This is a genomic window from Methylomonas sp. TEB, from assembly GCF_047777895.1.
In the GTDB taxonomy this organism is placed as follows: Bacteria; Pseudomonadota; Gammaproteobacteria; order Methylococcales; family Methylomonadaceae; genus Methylomonas.
In genome coordinates this window covers 2,691,319-2,707,932 of sequence record NZ_CP180476.1, presented here as the reverse complement: position 1 = coordinate 2,707,932, position 16,614 = coordinate 2,691,319, and the positions used below count along the sequence as shown (strand labels likewise).

Sequence of the window (16,614 nt, the reverse complement as noted above, 5' to 3'; positions counted from 1 at the left end):
GCCATGACCCCATCAATTGCATTACTCGGCGAATATACGCCGACCTTTCCGCCGCATTTGGCGACCAATGCCGCTATCGAACATGCGAAGGCGGCTTTGGGGTTGGAGATTAACGCCGACTGGGTTTCAACCGAGGACATCGACCAAACTCTGTTCGAACGCTACTCCGGACTCTGGATTGCGCCCGGTAGTCCATATAAAAACATGGATAAAACGTTGTCGGCGATTCGCCATGCCCGAGAAAACAACATTCCGTGCTTCGGCACCTGCGGTGGTTTTCAGCACATGATTTTGGAATACGCCCGCAATGTGCTGGGATTCAAAGACGCGCAACACGCCGAGTACGATCCCTATGCCTCGAGTTTATTTATTTCGCAGCTGGCTTGTTCGCTGGCTGGGCGGCAGTTGCCGCTGACCTTCAAGCCCGGCTCGCGCGTCGCCGACATTTACGGCGCGTCGACCGCCGGCGAACAGTATTACTGCAATTTCGGCATCAACCCGAACTATATCGAGGTATTGAAACAAGGCTCGTTGCTAATCACCGGTGCCGATGTCGAAGGCGAGATTCGGGTGATCGAATGGCCGGATCATCCGTTTTTCATTGGTACGCTGTTCGTGCCGCAAGCCCGATCCACGCCGGAGCAGCCGCACCCTTTGGTTTCGGCGTTTTTAAGGGCCGTGGCAAAACTATGAATGCCTATCTCATTTTGGATCTAACGATCCATGATTTTGATCGATTCCGAGAATACATCTTGAAAATACCGGCATTGATAGAAAAACATTCCGGAAGGTACGTGGTTCGTGGCGAACAGCCTACTGTGATTGAGGGTGATTGGAGCCCTGAAAGGGTCGTTGTCATCGAGTTTCCATCACGAGAACAAGCTAACGGCTTTCTTCAAGACCCTGAAGCGCAAGCGCTGTTTTTATTACGCCATCAAACCACCACCTGTAAACTCGTTTTAGTGGATGGATGTTTGTAACGCAACAGTAAAGCCCAACATATCAACGGTTAGATCATCAAAATGGCACAAATCAAAATCTACGGAATTAAAGATCATCTCAATCCCATCAAGCGGCAATTGTCCGATGTGATTCATGAATGCGTGGTGGAAGCGCTGCAGTTTCCGCAAGACAAGAGGGCGCACAGATTCTTCCCGCTGGAAAAAGACGATCTGTTCGCGCCCAGCGGCAGAACCGATGCCTATACGATCATCGAAATCACTATGATTAGCGGCCGGGAAACGGCAACCAAGAAAAAGCTGATTCGTTTGCTGTTCGATCGCATCCAAGAAAAAATCGGCATCGCTCACCAGGATATTGAAATTTGTATCTATGAAAGTCCCGCCTGCAATTGGGGATTCCGAGGCATGCATGGCGACGAAGTGACATTGAATTACAAAATCAATGTGTAACGGCATCGACACTTAAACAGTAAGCATCCAGCAAGCACTCATGTATATCCCTAAGCATTTCAACGAACCCCGAATTGATGTCATGCAGACATTGATACGCGATTATCCGCTGGCGACGCTGGTTACCTTATCAGCCGACGGCCTCAACGCTAATCACATTCCGCTGCATTGGGTAGAGGACGACGGTTTGCCTTACGGCAGCTTGCGCGGCCATATCGCCCGATCGAATCCGCTGTGGACGGACTTCGATCCGCAAACCGAAGTGTTGGCGGTGTTTCAAGCGGAAAACGCCTATATTTCGCCGTCCTGGTATGCAAGCAAACCGCAAACAGGCAAGGTGGTGCCGACCTGGAACTACACCGCCGTGCATGCATACGGCAAACTAAGGATAATCGACGACCCGGCCTGGATTCGTGGGCAATTGCAGGCCATGACGGATGAATTCGAAGCCGGTTTCCCAGAGCCTTGGGCAATAGCGGACGCGCCCGCCGATTTTACCGAACGCTTGCTCACGCAAATTGTCGGCATCGAAATCAGCGTGACCCGACTGCAAGGCAAGTGGAAGGTCAGCCAAAACCAGCCGCCGGAAAACCGCAGCAGCGTGATCGAAGCGTTGCGCGCATCGGGCCAGGTGGCCATGGCAGATTTGGTTGCCGACGTAGCTAAACCCTAACGCCAACCATTGATGGAAGCCGTCATGAAGCCATTTTCCGTTCGTCAAGCCACGCTGTCCGACCTGGATGCACTCGTTCCGTTATTCGACGATTACCGCCGGTTTTACGGTAAATCCAGTGATCCGCATGCGGCGAAATCGTTTTTGCGGGATCGATTCGAACACGGCGAATCGGTACTATTCCTGGCCGAGCAGGTCAATAGAGCCACCGGCTTTGTTCAGCTTTACCCCAGCTTTTCGTCAGTCTCGCTGGCTCGAACCTACATTCTCAACGATCTATTTGTCGATGCCGAATTTCGTAGGCAAGGCATTGCCGGCCGGCTCATAGCGGCGGCAGTCGAATATGCGGCAACCTTAGGCGCAGTCCGCCTGACCTTGTCGACGGCAGTAATCAACACCGAGGCGCAGGCACTTTATCGAACAACCGGTTGGACACGTGACGAACAGTTTTATGTCTACTATTTGCCTATCCCGGCCATTGAACCTTTAAACGACTAAGCCGTGGATGGTTTATATGATGGGTATGGTTTGAATCGGGAAGTTTTTATCCTGGTCAGTTGCTGGCGCGGTCCCTCCATCGATCCATTGATGCGGATTGCTACAGAATTAGCCGGGATGTTGGTTAATGTTGTTCCTTAACTTTATTACGTAGGAGAAGAGTTCTATGAAACATCACATCATCACCGTCATGATTTTAGCGGTAGCCGTGGCGTGTTATCTGGTCGGTTATTCCGGTATCGGTAACGCCGCTTTCATCGTTGGTGCGGGCTTCGAGACATGGTTTTGGATTCGGCTCTTGATCAAACGTCCGTCCGCTTAAAGCAGATTAGCGTTCGACGCTGATTGGCAGCCGGGTACGTGGCGCGCGGCAGATCGTTCACCGGTCGGCACAAGCTGAAGCGCCTCTTACTAATTGCCAAAACAGAGCCCCGATGCACCATTCAAACGAAATGTTAAGCCAGGAACTGGTAGCGATGGCAAAAAACGACCTTTCAGTACGGGAGGCGTTGGTCGCCGATGGCTCTCTAGGCCACGCTCTCTATCACCCGTATATGGAAGCCGTACATATCAGCAATGCCGCTCGCCTTGCAGCCATCATCGAGCAATACGGTTGGCCTGTACACAGTCTTGTGGGCGAGGAGGGGGCTTGGGCCGCCTGTTGGTCGCGCAACATGCCATCGGCAATCCGCCATTCATGCGTAATTGTCTGTCTTTGCTAAAGCAGGCCGCCGCCAGCAACGAGGTTATCCGGAAACCGCCTTTCTGTTACGAGACGCCGTCATCAAAAACGATCCGGCGGTGTTGGCGTTTAGAATTTCGGCTTCCGCGACGATATTGATCGGCATCGTGCTGTTTTGCCTGGCTATCTACCGTTCGGCGATCTATCCCAAGCCGGCGGCATTATTGATCTTCGCCGGCGCCGTGGTTTATGCGCTGGGGCCTATGATTTCGGTGTATGTGTCTACTGTTGGGATTTTCACCTTTACCGTGGGCTGTATGCTGCTTGGGGTTCGTTTATTGCGCTGACCGCGAAGGGATGTCGTTGGCCGTCCCGCAGAAAATGCGATGCGAGGCGGTGACAGGGGGATCGGCTTTCTTCTATTGCACTTCAATCAAACCCATCATCTTGATTGGCGAAAACGTTACGCCGGTGCTAACCTGCCGCTGTCATGGTTTGCAGGAGTTTTTACGATGAACGATATTCGCGACCCGGTTTATGCGCGTCTGCTCAAGGCGGCGCTGGAATGTTTTCTCGCCGACGAATACCACAAGGTTACCACCCGCACCATCGCCGACCAGGCGGGCGTCAATATCTCGATGATCCGCTATTACTTCGGTAACAAGGAAGGCCTTTACGAAGAAATGATACGCGAGACGCTCAAGCCCATATTGGACATGCTCGACAGCGATACGCTGTCCGAGGCCGGTGGTTTCGCTGAATATCTGCGCCTCTATTACGACACCATGCGCCGGCATCCCGAGTTTCCCAAGCTTATTCTCAAGGTGCTCGCCCTCAACCACGGGCCGGGCCGGCGTTTCATCCTGCAATTGTTGGAACGCGGCCGCAGCGGCGGTGCGCGGCGCCTGGAACAGCTGAAGGCAAGCGGGCAGGTCGATATAACGATCAATCCCGACGTGGCGCGCATGGCCTTCGTCAGCCTTGCGATGATGCCGATGCTGCTGAAAGACATCTTCGAGGAACAGAAGGGTGGGCAGATGGACGAAGCCTTTCTCGATGAGCTCGCCGCTTTCAACGGCAAACTATTGGCGGCCGGCATGGCTGCGGCGCAAGCGGGAGTGTGACATGACATTGCAAAAAAATGTCGGCGCGGTGCGCCGTTTTGCCAAACTCGCCAGATTCGGCGCCTGGCTGCAAAATCTGCCCAACAAACTCGTGCCGCCGCCGTTCCGCCTGATCCAGATCGGTTCGGCCTATTGGCAATCGCGGGCGCTGTATGTCGCCGTGCGGCTGGACATCGCCGGCGCGCTGGCCGACGGCGAAGCGAGCGTCGAAGCCCTGGCCGAACGGGTCGTAGCCGACGCCGGTGCGCTCTACCGTTTGCTGCGCATGCTGGCGGCGATGGGCGTGTTCGAGGAACTCTCGCCGCGTCGCTTTCGCAATAACAAGCTTTCGGCTCACCTGCGACAGGACCATCCACACAGCGTTCGAGCGATGGTGATGATGCACAACTCGCCGGAAATGAGCAGGCCGTGGTTCGAACAATTGGAGCAGGGCGTGCGCAGCGGCGGCGTGCCGTTCGAATCGGCGCACGGACAGGCTTTTTACGACTACATGGACAGCCACTCGCAGCGGACAGCAGGCCATTGTGTCGCCGAAACTTGAGTGGCGATACTTCTGTCACGCTTGCATCCCTGGCAGGCCCCGCCTCCCGGGTGGTCGGCAAAACGGTGGCGTCCGACGATCTGCCGCACTCGCGCCAGTGCATTCCATTTGTTCTACGCATTTCCGGTATCAATTGAGCACGTTGAGTAAGGCGCGAAGATTAGGCGCTTGTTACAGTAGCGCTCGATTGAGGAGGTATGAAAGTGGACGATAAAACGGCCAGCGCGGCCTATGCCATGCGTTTCGATAGGGTTTTCGATTACATAGACCAACATCTGTTCAAGCCGTTGTCGGTCGACGAACTGAGCAAACAGGCCAATTTTTCCCGATTTCACTTTCAACGCCAGTTCTCCGCTTACACCGGGTTGAGCACGACGCGCTACATTCGGTTATTGCGCTTACGCAAGGCGTCTTACCAACTGGTATTTCAGGAGCGGCGCAGCATTACCGATATTGGCCTGGACGCCGGTTTCGAGAATGCGGAATCGTTTTCCCGCGCGTTCAAAAAATGCATTGGACAAACGCCTACTCAATTTCGAAAGCACCCGGCATGGCAGCCATGGAATGAGCGCATGCTATTACCCAAACGCCTAAGGAGTCCCCGGATGAACGTTACCATCGTCGATTTTTCAGAAACCCTAGTCGCAGCGCTGGAGCACCGTGCATCACCCAGCCTGCTTATGGACACGGTCAGAAAATTCATAACCTGGCGTAAGCAAAGCGGCTTGTCGCCGATCATCAGCAGTCGGACGTTCGGTATCGCGTATGACGACCCGACTAACACGCCCACGGACTCATTCCGATTCGATGTCTGCGGGGAGGTCAAGCAACCCGTGCCGGCCAATTCGCACGGCGTGGTCAACAAGCAGATTCCGGAAGGGCGATACGCCGTGGTGCGCCATATCGGTTCAACCGACCGTATCAGCGACAGTGTTTATTACCTCTACCGGGAGTGGCTGCCGGAAAGTGGTGAGGAATTGCGGGAATTTCCGGTATTTTTTCATTACATCAAACGCGTGTCTGAAACGGCCGAACACGAACAGGTTACCGATGTTTATCTGCCTTTGGTGTAAGCGGAAAGCGGTCGAACTGCCGAGCTAGGGTAAAACTCGGGGTGCGTGGAGGGCAGGGCCGGGTGACGATAATCTTTGCCATCCCTTGTGAAAAAGCGGAAGACTAAGATTTAGCTTTTCCGATGGCCTCCAGGGAGAAGAGTGTGTAAGCAGGCGTGTCATCGGTGTAAAAAAATCAGAACTGTGATCGCCTTGGTAAACACCTGCGCTTGGTCGACCTACGCCGATTTCTTCCGCAATAAATAGCCGGAATAAGCCACGTGTTCCCGGCCGGCGACATCGACTAGAAAGCCGGTAGTAACGAACAAGCGATCGATCAAACCAGCGTTGTGTGGTGTAGCGGATTTGAGATTCCAAAAAGCCAATCATCACTATCCAATAACCAGAGAATCAAGTTAAACAACTGCTTTCCGTGGCGATGAACGGGTGAATCTTGGCGCCTCGGCCTTTGTTCAAAACCTGAATGAAGAGATCATTGATGAGACTTACGTCGCCTCGTGGACAAAGACAGCCACGGGCCATTCCGAGACGCCATAGTTGTAGCGATTGCTAACGACGGCGGCCAGATCCGTCAACAGAATCGAATCAATGGTGCTGCCAACCATGCCATCCGATAATGAGTCAAAGCCAATGTGAGCGACTTGTACTTTAGTGGCGAGCCACAGGGATGCGGAGTCAGCAGAAAAACATCATAATTTCAGTGTGAAATTTTCTGATAACAAAGAGTGTGTTGTGAAGATCTGGCACCTAACAGGCTGGTTAAAAACCCACTGATATTTCCCCTTACCCACGGTTGCCGTGATTTTTTCGAGTTGAAATCGGTCATGACATCGAGTTTCAACCGTTTTGCCCCTGTTTTAAGGGCTTTTTACTCGCCTGAAGCCGTCATTGGACGGTTTTCGGGCGTACTTCGCCCTAGGTGGGTGAACTCCACGCCGGTATGGGCGTGAACACCAAGAGATTGAGCAAGCGCGTCAGGTTATACGCGGCAAAGCAAAACAAGGCTTGGCCAGCGACTTTGGCCAAGCCGATGTGACGGGTTTTGCGCAGGCCGCCGACGGTTTTGATCCAGCCGAAGGCTTCTTCGACGATTTTGCGGCGCTTGAGGCTTTGTGCATAGCCTTTGCCGCCAGCGGTGCGGCCATCGACGGCACTGCCGGTCTTTTTGCGGGCCACATGGGCTTTGATGTCTTGCGCCTTGAGTGTGTTGACGAACGCCGGTTGGTCGTAGCCTTTGTCGGCCCCTACACTACCGCCTTTGGGGACGCGGCGTTTGATCATGTTTTGCGCGGCTTCGATTTCCGCCGTGCCGGTCGCCTGGGTGGTTTCGACATCGACAATCAAACCGTTGCGATTCTCGGACAGGGCATGGGTGATGTAACGCAGTTTGGCCTCGGTGTATTCGCCTTTTTTGTAAAGCCGGGCTTCGGGATCGGTCGTACTTTGGTGGGTGGCGTTACTGCGCTTTTCGCCGCTGAAGTCGACCTCGGGATTGCGGCCGGCCGGTTTGTCCGGACCGCTGCCGTCTTTCTTACCCAAAGGGCATAAATGACGAAGCTTTTATGCGAGGCCCAGGCTTCGATCAGGCTGCCGTCGACGCTGAAGTGTTCGTCGGACACCAGGTTTTGCCATTCTGCAATCGCCAGTACCCGCTCAAAAAATTCGCGACTCAGCGCTTCGGACAGCAGGCGTTCGCGGTTGGCGCTGAATACACTACGCTCCCACACGGCATCGTCAATACCCAGACCGACAAACCAGCGAAACAACAGGTTGTAGTCCAGTTGTTCCATCAACTGACGCTCGCTACGGACCGTATACAGGACTTGTAACAGCAAGGCGCGCAGCAGTTTTTCAGGGGCAATCGAGGGACGGCCTGTGTGCGAGTAACGCTCGGCAAAGACGGCATCCATCGAGGCCAATACGCCATCAACCAGTAGCCGTAAACGACGCAACGGATGCTGTTGGGGAATACGGTCTTCCAGGCTAACATAGCTGAACCAGCTGTTTTGAATGGCATCGTGTCCGCGCATTGAAAGGCTCCAAATTTAGGTAGCCTATTTTAACCTCTTGTAACCGCCACGATCCTTAGTGACGCTCGATAGCTCAGTTTTTCACCAGCCTGCTAAAAGCCAAGGAATTGAGACGATGAGGCGTTTCATTAGTGACAGTATAGGTTTTAGTATAGTAAATTAAGTTTAATATAAAAAAATCCTTATATTTCATGGGTAATACACTGCTGCATCATGGGCGTGTGTTGCATTTTCTCGTCTTGCTTGGTGCCTTGTGTTTTCTGGTTATTCATTTTTAAATATTTGATATATAACTAATATTTTTTATTAAAATATTATCGACACTTATAAAAATTTATCTGCACTTTAGCGGGTAGTGTAGGTTTTAGTATGGGTTTCTTCAGGTTGTACACGTGCCTTCATTCGTTAAAAAAACCTATATCAAATGCAATTCTACGCCTGCACCGCAACAGCTTTGCAACCTGGGCGGGAAATGGCTTTTGATGGTTACCCTGGAATATGTTTGTCTGCGAAGGTGAGAATCTGATTTTGTCGCTATAGAAGCTGTATTGACGGATGTCTTCGGCAGGTATCGATTGGTCATTGGCCGGCTGTGTCGTTTCTATTGGCTATTGTCGCCTGGGAGGCTTTGAAAAACCAGCGTGATTCTCGCAGTGATCCAGTATTAGAAGCCAACTGGACATGTTTACCGCCATAGTGCCTCAAAGGCTTCAGCTGAAGTTGCGAGGATGTTTTACACGATGCTAAGCGACATGGCGGATTTACGATCCACTTTAATTAGCCGTGCAATGGCTTTTGATTTGATTCAAAAGTACGCTGCAGTATCGCTCGTGCAGGCTGGAATATTACGATGCGAGCTGGCGCTGCGTTGGATTATGCAATGGATGCTGGCAGACTGCCTGAAGCCGCGGTAGATTGGTGGCGCTTAATTTTGGCGTCTGCGACAAGATTTATGAGCGCAAATAGCCCATTTACCAAGCCGTGTCTAAAAGCTAAGCCCGCTTTATGCGGGCTTTTTTGTGCGGATTGCTCTGAATTAGCCATTGGCCGCAGAGAGCTCGACGCTTCGTTCGAAATAGTCTCCCTGTACCAGATCAAAGCCGGTATTGCGAGCCAATGCGGCTGTGCGTTTGTCATCGATTTGCAGTATGAAGCTTCGGCTGTTGATCGAGCTTGCCAAACTGCTTAATTGTTGGAGTTTTTCCAGGAGTTTATTGTCGCGGATGCGGTCCAATTCCAGCGCCGAGATGCCGACGAAGTCGGGCGCGGCGCGAGTAATTAACTCGAAGGCCGATTTTTCCAGCGAGTGATAATCAAACTTCAATGCCAGTTGGTAACCGCGGCGTTGATAATTTTGCAGGCCGCGCAGCAGCAATTGATAAAAACCGGCATAGGCGTTGTTTGCGGTCAGCGTGATGGCGACGTTGGCGGTTTGCAGGCCGCAGGCCACTATCACCTCTTCAAAATAAGCGCCATGATCTTCCTTGACACCGAGAATGTGCCGCGGGTCGACTTCCAGAAACAATAATTCGTCGAGATGCGCTTGCGGCAAATAGTTCAGCATATGCACGGCTCGTGACATCCGGTCGAAGTTGATGATGGACTCGACATTAGCCTGTTCGGCCTGGGGCTGGGCCAGGTATTGTTCCAGCTCGCTGCTTTGTATCGTTTGTTTGTGAATAGTGGACACGTTCAGTTGCGCAATGTGACCGATAACATTGGTCGTGCGCAAAGTCTGGCGCAACGGTGACAATCTGCTGCCGATGCAGATGGGGCCGAATACCCCGTGCACCGCGCCGTTATCCAGTACAAACGGCCGTAAGCCGTTATTGTGTTCCCGCTCCAGTCTATCGTTAAAATATTCGACTAATTGTTGTAAAGGCATGAGTATCTGTCCAGTAAATCCCTAATAACTGATGGTTTGCTAATAAACGCAGAGGGTAGCGAAACCAACTCATTAAATAAAACGATAATATTTGAAATTAATATGCCTAAATTAGAAGTGCAGCCGCAAAGCCAGGCATGCCGATTTTTAGGAAAGTGGTCAAACGCGATATGACGTGTAGGTCTATCTGAACGAGCGGGTGTTTCTATTCGTGGTTTAGAAATGGAACTCGTCCGAGTAGGGCTCGGACAAGTCCCGACAAGCCGAATTGCCGGCTGGAAATGCCTTAACGCTGGATTTTGGCGTTCGGATTCGATGGAATTATTCGCGAACCCGAATCAAATCGTGGCAGCTTTTGCAGGTAGCGCCGACTTTGCCGAATTGGGCTTTAACTTCTGCGGCATCGCCATTGGCCGCCACTTTTTGCAACTCGTTGGCTTCCTTGATGAAGGTCGCTTCGATTTCTTTCACTTCGTCCAGTTTTTCGAAAAATTCAGGTTTCAGACGGGTCGCTTTCCAGCCGGTGCCTTTATCGGTGCCCGGGCCGTAAAGGCTGAGCAGGCCGGAATTAGCGACCGCGGCAACGGCGTTAGCGGCCGCGATTACCTGATCCTTGTTAAAGGTTTCCGGATGGTCGGCTGCCTGCGCTTTGATTTTCGCGGTATTCCAGCCCAAAAACGAGTAGGCGGATTGGCGGAAGCGGATCTGGTCTTCCACTTCGCCGGCCACGGCCGCCGTCGTGGCAGCGCCCAGCGCCAGTGCTACTATCAGTTTCAATTTCATGGGTTAACTCCTTGTGGTTGTAGAAAATGTAACGTTTAAGTTTTTGGATGGGCCGTAGCCGTTTGGAAGCTGGCCAACGGCGCCAGATAATTCACAAAGCCGCCGCTCCAAACGCCCCAGACTACCGTCACAGCGATCAACAAAGTGATGACGAAACGGAACGGACCAACCGGCTTGATCGGGGAGGGCGCCAGTGATCTGGGCAATTGCTTTTTGCCGGTCAGCATCGCGCCGACCAGATTGGTTTTTTTCAGGCGTTGATATAGGATAATCGCGCTGACATGCACGGCTACTAAGCCCAGCAGGATATTCACCGCGTAAATATGCCAGCCGCTCAGTTTGTCGCTGAACTCTTTATCGATGCTATGAAACAGCGGGCCTTCAAAGGCAATATCGTCGTTAGCAAACAAGCCGGTGAAGGCCAGAAAGCTCAATACCGCCAGCAAAGCAATAATCGCTATCGCACCGGCCGGATTGTGGCCGACGCCTTGCCATTCGCCTTTGACGTAGTCCACCAGTCTGGAAAAGGTCGGAAAGAAACTGGCGAACCTGGCATGCGTGGTGCCAATAAATCCCCAGATCAATCTGAATACCAACAAGCCCAGAATCAAACTGCCGAAGCGGGCATGCCAGTCGGTCAGATTGCCGCCCAGTTTGCCCGTGGCGTAAGCGCCGACCACAGCTATGACCAACAACCAATGAAACAGGCGTAATGGCCAATCCCAAATATGCACTTCCACTTTCATTGAAATCCTCCCGATGATTTAACTTTCGCGTAGATAAGCGTTGAAGAAACTGATGGTTCTGTCCCAGGCCAGCTTGGCGGTGGCGGTGTCGTAGCGTGGGGTGGTGTCGTTGTTAAAGCCGTGCTGCACGCCCGGATAGGTGTGGGCTTCGTAGTTGACGCCGGCTTTTTGCAAGGCCGCTTCATAGGCCGGCCAGCCGGCATTGATGCGGTCGTCGACGCCGGCGTAATGGATCAGTAACGGCGCCTTGATTTTTGCGGCCTGATCGGCGGCAGGTTGGGCGCCGTAGAACGGTACGCCGGCGGCTAGATCCGGTAGCCGGGTAGCCAGGAAGTTGACGATGCCGCCGCCGTAGCAAAAGCCTACCGCGCCCAGTTTTCCGTTACCTTGCAGCAGTTTTTTGATGGCTTGGGCTGCCGCCAAAAAGTCGGCCTGGGTTTTGTCTTTATCCAGTTTTTGGAACAATTCGCGGGCTTTGTCTTCGTCGCCCGGATAACCACCTAACGTAAACAGCGCGTCCGGTGCGAAGGCAATGAAATTATCCAGCGCCAGGCGCCGGGCGATGTCTTGGATATGCGGATTCAAACCCCGGTTTTCATGGACAACCAGCACCACGGGCAGTTTGCCGGCGGCTTTGGCCGGTTGCACCAAATAGCCCCGAAGCTTGCCGTTACCTTGCGGGGATGGGTATTCCACATAGGTGGCTTTGATGCGCGGATCGTCGTCGGCGACTTGCTTGGCTTCAGCGAAGTGCGGGTTAAGCGCTTCCAGCAGCGCTTCGGCGGTGAGGCCGAGTAGGGCGTATTTAGGTACGGACGATAAAAAGTCCCGCCGGGAAATATCGCCATGCACGTATTTATCAAAAGCTTGTAAGGCTTCCGGATGAAAGTCTTGAGCGGTCTTGCGCGCCATCCTGCAGTTCTCCTAAAAGTTTGTGCCTAAACGCAAGGAAACCCTGGACGCAGCGGCTGCATCCTTGGTTTTGGCGTGGTTCGGCTTGTATTTGTGCCACGGCGTTTACTACCGCGATTTAGCCAGCCGGGCAAACTTGTTACCCGGCCGGATCATGCTTTATTGCGGAACCGTCAGAACCGACAGCTTGGTGACGCCGGCGCGTTCGATGGATGACATCACCTTGGCAACGATGCCGTACTGCACCGCGTCGTCCGCGTTCAGATTTAACGCAAACTCCGGATTGGCCGCCAGGCGGTTTCTCAGTTCGCCTTCGATGATTTCCAATGGAAACTCCTGTTTATCGATGTAGATTTTGCCTTGCGCATCGACACTCAAGTAAGACGCTTGTTTGTCATCCGGCGGCGCGGTTTCCGCGGTTTTCGGTAAGTTGACGTGTACCGCCTGGGTTAATAAGGGTGCGGTGACGATAAACACCACCAACAGTACCAACATCACATCCACCAGGGGCGTGACGTTGATTTCACCCATGACGTCATCGCCGCCGTCTTCTTTCGTATTGAATGCCATTATGCGTGCGCCTCTTTCGCGATTAATTCTTCATGGGTATCTTTGATATTGGATTTTTTGCCGCCGCTGACATCGGTCAAACGTGCGGAAGCTGCCGCCGCTGCCGGTTTGCTGCCGGCGCGTTCGATGATGAACGAGCTTTTCAGGGCCAAATGCACAAAGTCGATCGCAAAATCGTCCAGGAAGGCCCAAACCACTTTATTGCGGCGGATGAAAAAGTTGTAACCCACTACCGCCGGTACCGCGACCGCGATACCCACTGCCGTGGCGATCAATGCTTCCCCGATAGGGCCGGCGACTACTTCCAAGCTGGCCGAACCGGTTTTGCTAATATTGGTCAACGCGCCCATGATGCCCCATACGGTACCGAACAGACCGACGAACGGCGAGATACTGCCAATAGTCGCCAGCACTGCCAGACCGCTTTCCAGGGAGCCGCGTTCTTTTTGCATTTGCTGACGCAAGCGTCTGTCCAACAATTCCTGTCTGTCCCAGGTGTGTTCCAGGTCATGGGTAGACGCACCGCCGTCAGTCTCGATCAATGTGGAAAAACCGATACCGGCGACTCGGGCAGCCGGGCCATCCTGGTTTTCCAAATGTGCGGCAGCCTGGATATTAGGCGCGCTCCAGAATTCCTTGTTGTAACGGCGGTTGTGATAGGAAATGCGGATGTGTTGGACGCCTTTGATCAGGATTAAGCCCCAAGTCACGGCCGAAGCGGCGATTAAGGTGTTCAGGGTGCCATCGACTATGACATTGGTTGCGATATCAGACATTTTTGATCCTCAAAAAATAATTACAATTTAAAAGTGAATGGAACCGTGGTGTAGCGGGCAATCGCCGTATCGCCGCGTTTGGCCGGCACGAAAGACCACTTCAGAACGGCTTTGACGGCAGCATCGTCCAGGACTTTCTGGCCGCTGGATTTGCTGACGGTCACGCTATCGGTGGTGCCGTCTGGCAGCACGTGTACTTTCATCACCACTTTGCCTTCCCAACCGCGTTCTTGCGCGACTTCGGGATATTCGGGCAGCGGGTTGTGCAGGTAAGCCGCGTCGGCTACCGGCTCGGTGATTTTTTCTTCAACCACTGGTGCAGGTGGTGCGGGCGGAGCCGGTGGGGCGTTTTCTACCACCGGCCCTTCAACAGGCGCCGGCGCTTCCTCAACGACTTTGGGCACGGGTTGGATTTTTGGCGGCTTTAGCGGTACGACCTTGGGTTTGGGCGGTTGCGGTTTAACTTTTGGCGGCGGTGGCGGCACCGGTTTGGGTTGCGGCCTGGTCAAAGTGATTTGTACTTTGGTTTCGGGCTTGATCGGCTCCACAATTTCTTGTTCAAACGCCGCGCCGCTGAAGTGATCGACTACCGTGTTGTGGATAAAGATGGTTAGTGCGCCGATTAATAGAAAATCGACCCATTTGTGATCGCGGGTTTCGGTGACGTATTTAAAGTCTCCCAAGGCCACCGCAACCCGTGAATGCGTCAAACCTTCCGGCAACGGAGTGACAGGCGATTTTAATGAAACCACCTCTGTCGCGTCCCAATCCGCGGGGGCTCCCGCCGGTACCAGTTTATTAAAAGTTGCTAAAGGACTACTCATGCCAATGTTCCCCATTTCTTAAATATAAAGGCCATATTCCCCGTTGTGCCGCGTAAAGTAAGCGATTGTTTAAAATGGTGAATAGGCTTTGATCGCTGCTATTGATTTCTAATACAGCACGAGCTGTGCCAGATTGTCGGATGGCGTCGCTATATCTGGCTTGGATGGCGAGTTAGAACGCTAAGTGGTTTATTTATCGATTGTTTTTCAGGGAAAACGCCGGGTGGTGCGCGAGCGGATAGCTAGGAATTTCAGTGGATGTTCAACCCCGCATTGCTTGCTGAGCACCAATTTTCCGGAGCTTGTGTTTAAAGGGTGTTTACAGGGCAACAGTTGTTGAGTGGAAGAGATGTCTTAGCCGCAAACGACAACTTGCGTTGAGTGTGGGATGGGCCTAAGTAAGCCGGCGAGGACGCGCTGCTGTCGGCTTGCGTCGCCAATGCCGACAGCTACAGAAGACCTTTGGGTTTGGTCGGAGCTTTTGTCCGCCAGCAATTTCAATACCTGCCGCAAGCGTTGTTAGGCGGTTTGGGATTGCAATCGTTGCCGTTTCGCAAAAGTCATAAAGGCTAACGGTATGTAAGGTTGGGGTTAATAGTTTGCCGGTAGCTATAAGTTTATGCCGTGTTGACTTAGCCATGGCTTTAGAAAGCTCCATAACAGTCCGGCTGTACCGCTACCGACAATAACCGGAATAACCCCGGCTTTGTAACGAAACAAAGCCAGTATGGCGGCTAGCCCGATTACTAGAGCGACCTTGTCCGCCACGCCTTCAGTTCCTTGGGGCCAGAAGACGTGATAGGCAAAGAATACAGCCAGATTCAGAATGACACCTACCACGGCGGCGGTAACGCCGGTCAATGGTGCGGTGAATTTCAAATTGTTGTGAGTTGATTCCACGAGCGGTCCGCCGGCCAAAATGAACAGAAAGCTGGGCAGGAAGGTGAAGTAAGTCACCACGGTAGCGGCTAGTGCGCCCGCTAAAAATAAATGCTCGCCGCCGAATAGTGTTTGGTTCCAGCCGGCGACGAAGCCGACGAAGGTGACGACCATGATCAGTGGACCGGGTGTGGTTTCGCCCAAGGCCAGACCGTCAATCATTTGCGTTGGTGTCAGCCAGTGGTAATGTTCCACCGCGCCCTGGTACACATAAGGCAGCACCGCATAGGCCCCACCGAACGTGAGCAGGGCCGCTTTGGTAAAAAACCAACCCATCTGCGTTAATGCGCCGTTCCAGCCGTACTGAGTGCGAAGCCAACCGAGCGCACCGCCCCATAATCCCAAAGCGATAAAGGCCAGCCTGACCAGCTTACCGGTATTGAAACGGGCGTGCTCGGGGGGAGGCGTGTTGTCGTCTATCAATGCCGGGCCGAAGTGTGGGTTAGATTTGCCGTGACCTCCGCCCAAATTAAAATATTGGGGGGCCCATTTACCGCCAAGCGCGCCAAGCAAGCCGGCGACGAACACGATTAGCGGAAACGGTATTCGTAACGCAAAAATAGCCAGAAACGCTAGGGCGGCGATTGCCCACAACCAAGCGTTTTTCAAGGTTCGGGAGCCGATCCGATACGCGGCAAACAGTACAATCGCGGTTACGGCGGGTTTTATGCCATACAGTATCCCGGCCACGGCTGGTAAATGCCCGTAAGCCATATAAACCCAACCCAAACCGATTAGAATCAACAAGGATGGCAATACAAACAAGCCGCCGGCCATGATGCCGCCCCAGCTGCGATGCATCAGCCAGCCGATATAGGTTGCTAATTGTTGGGCTTCCGGGCCGGGCAGCAGCATGCAGTAATTTAAGGCATGCAGGTAACGGCGCTCGGAGATCCAGCGCTTATTTTCTACCAGATCCTGATGCATGATGGCGATCTGTCCGGCGGGACCGCCGAAGCTGATAAAGCCCAGTTTCAGCCAATACCCAAAAGCCTGTTTCAAACTCACGGGCGGCGGTGGATTGCTGGATGCCTGATTGTTGTTCATCGGTTTGTTCCTGAGAGGGCCTTACAAAAAGTGTCGAAAATATTTCCCGGTTTCGATCTGCGAAGCAAACGCGGCTTGCCATGACTTTGCCTGATTTGG

At 53.1% G+C, this 16,614-nt stretch carries 20 protein-coding genes and 1 pseudogene; 11 read left to right on the top strand and 10 right to left on the bottom strand.

The features are described 5' to 3' along the window. The first annotated feature begins 3 nt into the window (after positions 1 to 3). The 11 genes from ACMXD4_RS12150 (at position 4) to ACMXD4_RS12100 (ending at position 6,003) form a co-directional block, all read left to right on the top strand. Positions 4 to 693 carry a glutamine amidotransferase-related protein gene (locus ACMXD4_RS12150; RefSeq protein ID WP_415878208.1) on the top strand — a complete coding sequence of 230 codons (690 nt, stop codon included), beginning with the start codon at positions 4 to 6 and terminating at the stop codon, positions 691 to 693. After that, on the top strand, positions 690 to 980 hold the full coding sequence (locus tag ACMXD4_RS12145) for a DUF1330 domain-containing protein (protein ID WP_415878207.1): 291 nt from the start codon (positions 690 to 692) through the stop codon (positions 978 to 980). The genes ACMXD4_RS12150 and ACMXD4_RS12145 overlap by 4 nt, the downstream gene beginning before the upstream one ends. 42 nt (positions 981 to 1,022) lie before the next feature. Then, positions 1,023 to 1,412, top strand: a complete 390-nt coding sequence (locus ACMXD4_RS12140) for a tautomerase family protein (protein ID WP_415878206.1) — start codon at positions 1,023 to 1,025, stop codon at positions 1,410 to 1,412. A 40-nt stretch (positions 1,413 to 1,452) separates the two neighbouring features. Continuing rightward, positions 1,453 to 2,085: an FMN-binding negative transcriptional regulator gene (locus ACMXD4_RS12135; RefSeq protein ID WP_415878205.1), complete on the top strand. Its 633-nt coding sequence runs from the start codon at positions 1,453 to 1,455 to the stop codon at positions 2,083 to 2,085. Between the two features lie 24 nt (positions 2,086 to 2,109). Then, on the top strand, positions 2,110 to 2,583 hold the full coding sequence (locus tag ACMXD4_RS12130; protein WP_171695276.1) for a GNAT family N-acetyltransferase: 474 nt from the start codon (positions 2,110 to 2,112) through the stop codon (positions 2,581 to 2,583). A 166-nt stretch (positions 2,584 to 2,749) separates the two neighbouring features. Continuing rightward, on the top strand, positions 2,750 to 2,905 hold the full coding sequence (locus tag ACMXD4_RS12125; RefSeq protein ID WP_171695277.1) for a hypothetical protein: 156 nt from the start codon (positions 2,750 to 2,752) through the stop codon (positions 2,903 to 2,905). Positions 2,906 to 3,017: 112 nt separating this feature from the next. Next, positions 3,018 to 3,305: a hypothetical protein gene (locus ACMXD4_RS12120; protein ID WP_415878204.1), complete on the top strand. Its 288-nt coding sequence runs from the start codon at positions 3,018 to 3,020 to the stop codon at positions 3,303 to 3,305. Continuing rightward, positions 3,289 to 3,612 carry a hypothetical protein gene (locus ACMXD4_RS12115; RefSeq protein ID WP_415878203.1) on the top strand — a complete coding sequence of 108 codons (324 nt, stop codon included), beginning with the start codon at positions 3,289 to 3,291 and terminating at the stop codon, positions 3,610 to 3,612. The genes ACMXD4_RS12120 and ACMXD4_RS12115 overlap by 17 nt, the downstream gene beginning before the upstream one ends. A gap of 165 nt (positions 3,613 to 3,777) precedes the next feature. After that, entirely contained in the window at positions 3,778 to 4,389 is a 612-nt protein-coding gene (locus ACMXD4_RS12110) for a TetR/AcrR family transcriptional regulator (protein WP_415878202.1), read from the top strand. Position 4,390: 1 nt separating this feature from the next. Beyond that, positions 4,391 to 4,930 (top strand): methyltransferase dimerization domain-containing protein, encoded by a 540-nt coding sequence (locus tag ACMXD4_RS12105; RefSeq protein ID WP_415878201.1) that lies wholly within the window; start codon positions 4,391 to 4,393, stop codon positions 4,928 to 4,930. 203 nt (positions 4,931 to 5,133) lie between these two features. Then, positions 5,134 to 6,003, top strand: coding sequence for an AraC family transcriptional regulator (locus ACMXD4_RS12100; RefSeq protein ID WP_415878200.1), 870 nt, complete (start codon positions 5,134 to 5,136; stop codon positions 6,001 to 6,003). Between the two features lie 218 nt (positions 6,004 to 6,221). Here the strand turns inward: ACMXD4_RS12100 and ACMXD4_RS12095 are convergent, their stop codons facing one another. From ACMXD4_RS12095 to chrA, 10 genes and pseudogenes are all read right to left on the bottom strand, one after another. Then, positions 6,222 to 6,368, bottom strand: a complete 147-nt coding sequence (locus ACMXD4_RS12095) for a hypothetical protein (protein WP_165385956.1) — start codon at positions 6,366 to 6,368, stop codon at positions 6,222 to 6,224. Positions 6,369 to 6,918: 550 nt separating this feature from the next. Beyond that, positions 6,919 to 8,033 (bottom strand): annotated as a pseudogene (locus tag ACMXD4_RS12090) (IS5 family transposase). Between the two features lie 1,036 nt (positions 8,034 to 9,069). After that, a complete protein-coding gene (locus ACMXD4_RS12085; RefSeq protein WP_415878199.1) occupies positions 9,070 to 9,918 on the bottom strand; it encodes an EAL domain-containing protein in 849 nt (282 codons plus the stop codon). A gap of 321 nt (positions 9,919 to 10,239) precedes the next feature. Then, positions 10,240 to 10,701 (bottom strand): cytochrome c, encoded by a 462-nt coding sequence (locus ACMXD4_RS12080; RefSeq protein ID WP_415878198.1) that lies wholly within the window; start codon positions 10,699 to 10,701, stop codon positions 10,240 to 10,242. A 35-nt stretch (positions 10,702 to 10,736) separates the two neighbouring features. Next, on the bottom strand, positions 10,737 to 11,447 hold the full coding sequence (locus ACMXD4_RS12075) for a cytochrome b/b6 domain-containing protein (RefSeq protein WP_415878197.1): 711 nt from the start codon (positions 11,445 to 11,447) through the stop codon (positions 10,737 to 10,739). Between the two features lie 18 nt (positions 11,448 to 11,465). After that, on the bottom strand, positions 11,466 to 12,359 hold the full coding sequence (locus ACMXD4_RS12070) for a dienelactone hydrolase family protein (RefSeq protein ID WP_415878196.1): 894 nt from the start codon (positions 12,357 to 12,359) through the stop codon (positions 11,466 to 11,468). 159 nt (positions 12,360 to 12,518) lie between these two features. Further along, positions 12,519 to 12,929 (bottom strand): ExbD/TolR family protein, encoded by a 411-nt coding sequence (locus ACMXD4_RS12065; protein ID WP_171695287.1) that lies wholly within the window; start codon positions 12,927 to 12,929, stop codon positions 12,519 to 12,521. Further along, the gene (locus ACMXD4_RS12060; RefSeq protein WP_415878195.1) at positions 12,929 to 13,705 is read right to left on the bottom strand and encodes a MotA/TolQ/ExbB proton channel family protein; all 777 of its coding nucleotides are present in this window, start codon (positions 13,703 to 13,705) and stop codon (positions 12,929 to 12,931) included. The genes ACMXD4_RS12065 and ACMXD4_RS12060 overlap by 1 nt, the downstream gene beginning before the upstream one ends. A 20-nt stretch (positions 13,706 to 13,725) precedes the next feature. Continuing rightward, positions 13,726 to 14,529 carry an energy transducer TonB gene (locus tag ACMXD4_RS12055; protein WP_415878194.1) on the bottom strand — a complete coding sequence of 268 codons (804 nt, stop codon included), beginning with the start codon at positions 14,527 to 14,529 and terminating at the stop codon, positions 13,726 to 13,728. A gap of 609 nt (positions 14,530 to 15,138) precedes the next feature. Continuing rightward, positions 15,139 to 16,515, bottom strand: a complete 1,377-nt coding sequence (gene chrA, locus ACMXD4_RS12050; protein ID WP_415878193.1) for a chromate efflux transporter — start codon at positions 16,513 to 16,515, stop codon at positions 15,139 to 15,141. Positions 16,516 to 16,614: the final 99 nt, after the last annotated feature.

Coding starts and splice junctions, on each gene's coding strand:
- ACMXD4_RS12150 (WP_415878208.1), top strand. CDS start 4: ATGACCCCATCAATTGCATTACTCGGCGAATATACGCCGACCTTTCCG.
- ACMXD4_RS12145 (WP_415878207.1), top strand. CDS start 690: ATGAATGCCTATCTCATTTTGGATCTAACGATCCATGATTTTGATCGA.
- ACMXD4_RS12140 (WP_415878206.1), top strand. CDS start 1,023: ATGGCACAAATCAAAATCTACGGAATTAAAGATCATCTCAATCCCATC.
- ACMXD4_RS12135 (WP_415878205.1), top strand. CDS start 1,453: ATGTATATCCCTAAGCATTTCAACGAACCCCGAATTGATGTCATGCAG.
- ACMXD4_RS12130 (WP_171695276.1), top strand. CDS start 2,110: ATGAAGCCATTTTCCGTTCGTCAAGCCACGCTGTCCGACCTGGATGCA.
- ACMXD4_RS12125 (WP_171695277.1), top strand. CDS start 2,750: ATGAAACATCACATCATCACCGTCATGATTTTAGCGGTAGCCGTGGCG.
- ACMXD4_RS12120 (WP_415878204.1), top strand. CDS start 3,018: ATGCACCATTCAAACGAAATGTTAAGCCAGGAACTGGTAGCGATGGCA.
- ACMXD4_RS12110 (WP_415878202.1), top strand. CDS start 3,778: ATGAACGATATTCGCGACCCGGTTTATGCGCGTCTGCTCAAGGCGGCG.
- ACMXD4_RS12105 (WP_415878201.1), top strand. CDS start 4,391: ATGACATTGCAAAAAAATGTCGGCGCGGTGCGCCGTTTTGCCAAACTC.
- ACMXD4_RS12085 (WP_415878199.1), bottom strand. CDS start 9,918: ATGCCTTTACAACAATTAGTCGAATATTTTAACGATAGACTGGAGCGG.
- ACMXD4_RS12080 (WP_415878198.1), bottom strand. CDS start 10,701: ATGAAATTGAAACTGATAGTAGCACTGGCGCTGGGCGCTGCCACGACG.
- ACMXD4_RS12075 (WP_415878197.1), bottom strand. CDS start 11,447: ATGAAAGTGGAAGTGCATATTTGGGATTGGCCATTACGCCTGTTTCAT.
- ACMXD4_RS12070 (WP_415878196.1), bottom strand. CDS start 12,359: ATGGCGCGCAAGACCGCTCAAGACTTTCATCCGGAAGCCTTACAAGCT.
- ACMXD4_RS12065 (WP_171695287.1), bottom strand. CDS start 12,929: ATGGCATTCAATACGAAAGAAGACGGCGGCGATGACGTCATGGGTGAA.
- ACMXD4_RS12060 (WP_415878195.1), bottom strand. CDS start 13,705: ATGTCTGATATCGCAACCAATGTCATAGTCGATGGCACCCTGAACACC.
- ACMXD4_RS12055 (WP_415878194.1), bottom strand. CDS start 14,529: ATGAGTAGTCCTTTAGCAACTTTTAATAAACTGGTACCGGCGGGAGCC.
- chrA (WP_415878193.1), bottom strand. CDS start 16,515: ATGAACAACAATCAGGCATCCAGCAATCCACCGCCGCCCGTGAGTTTG.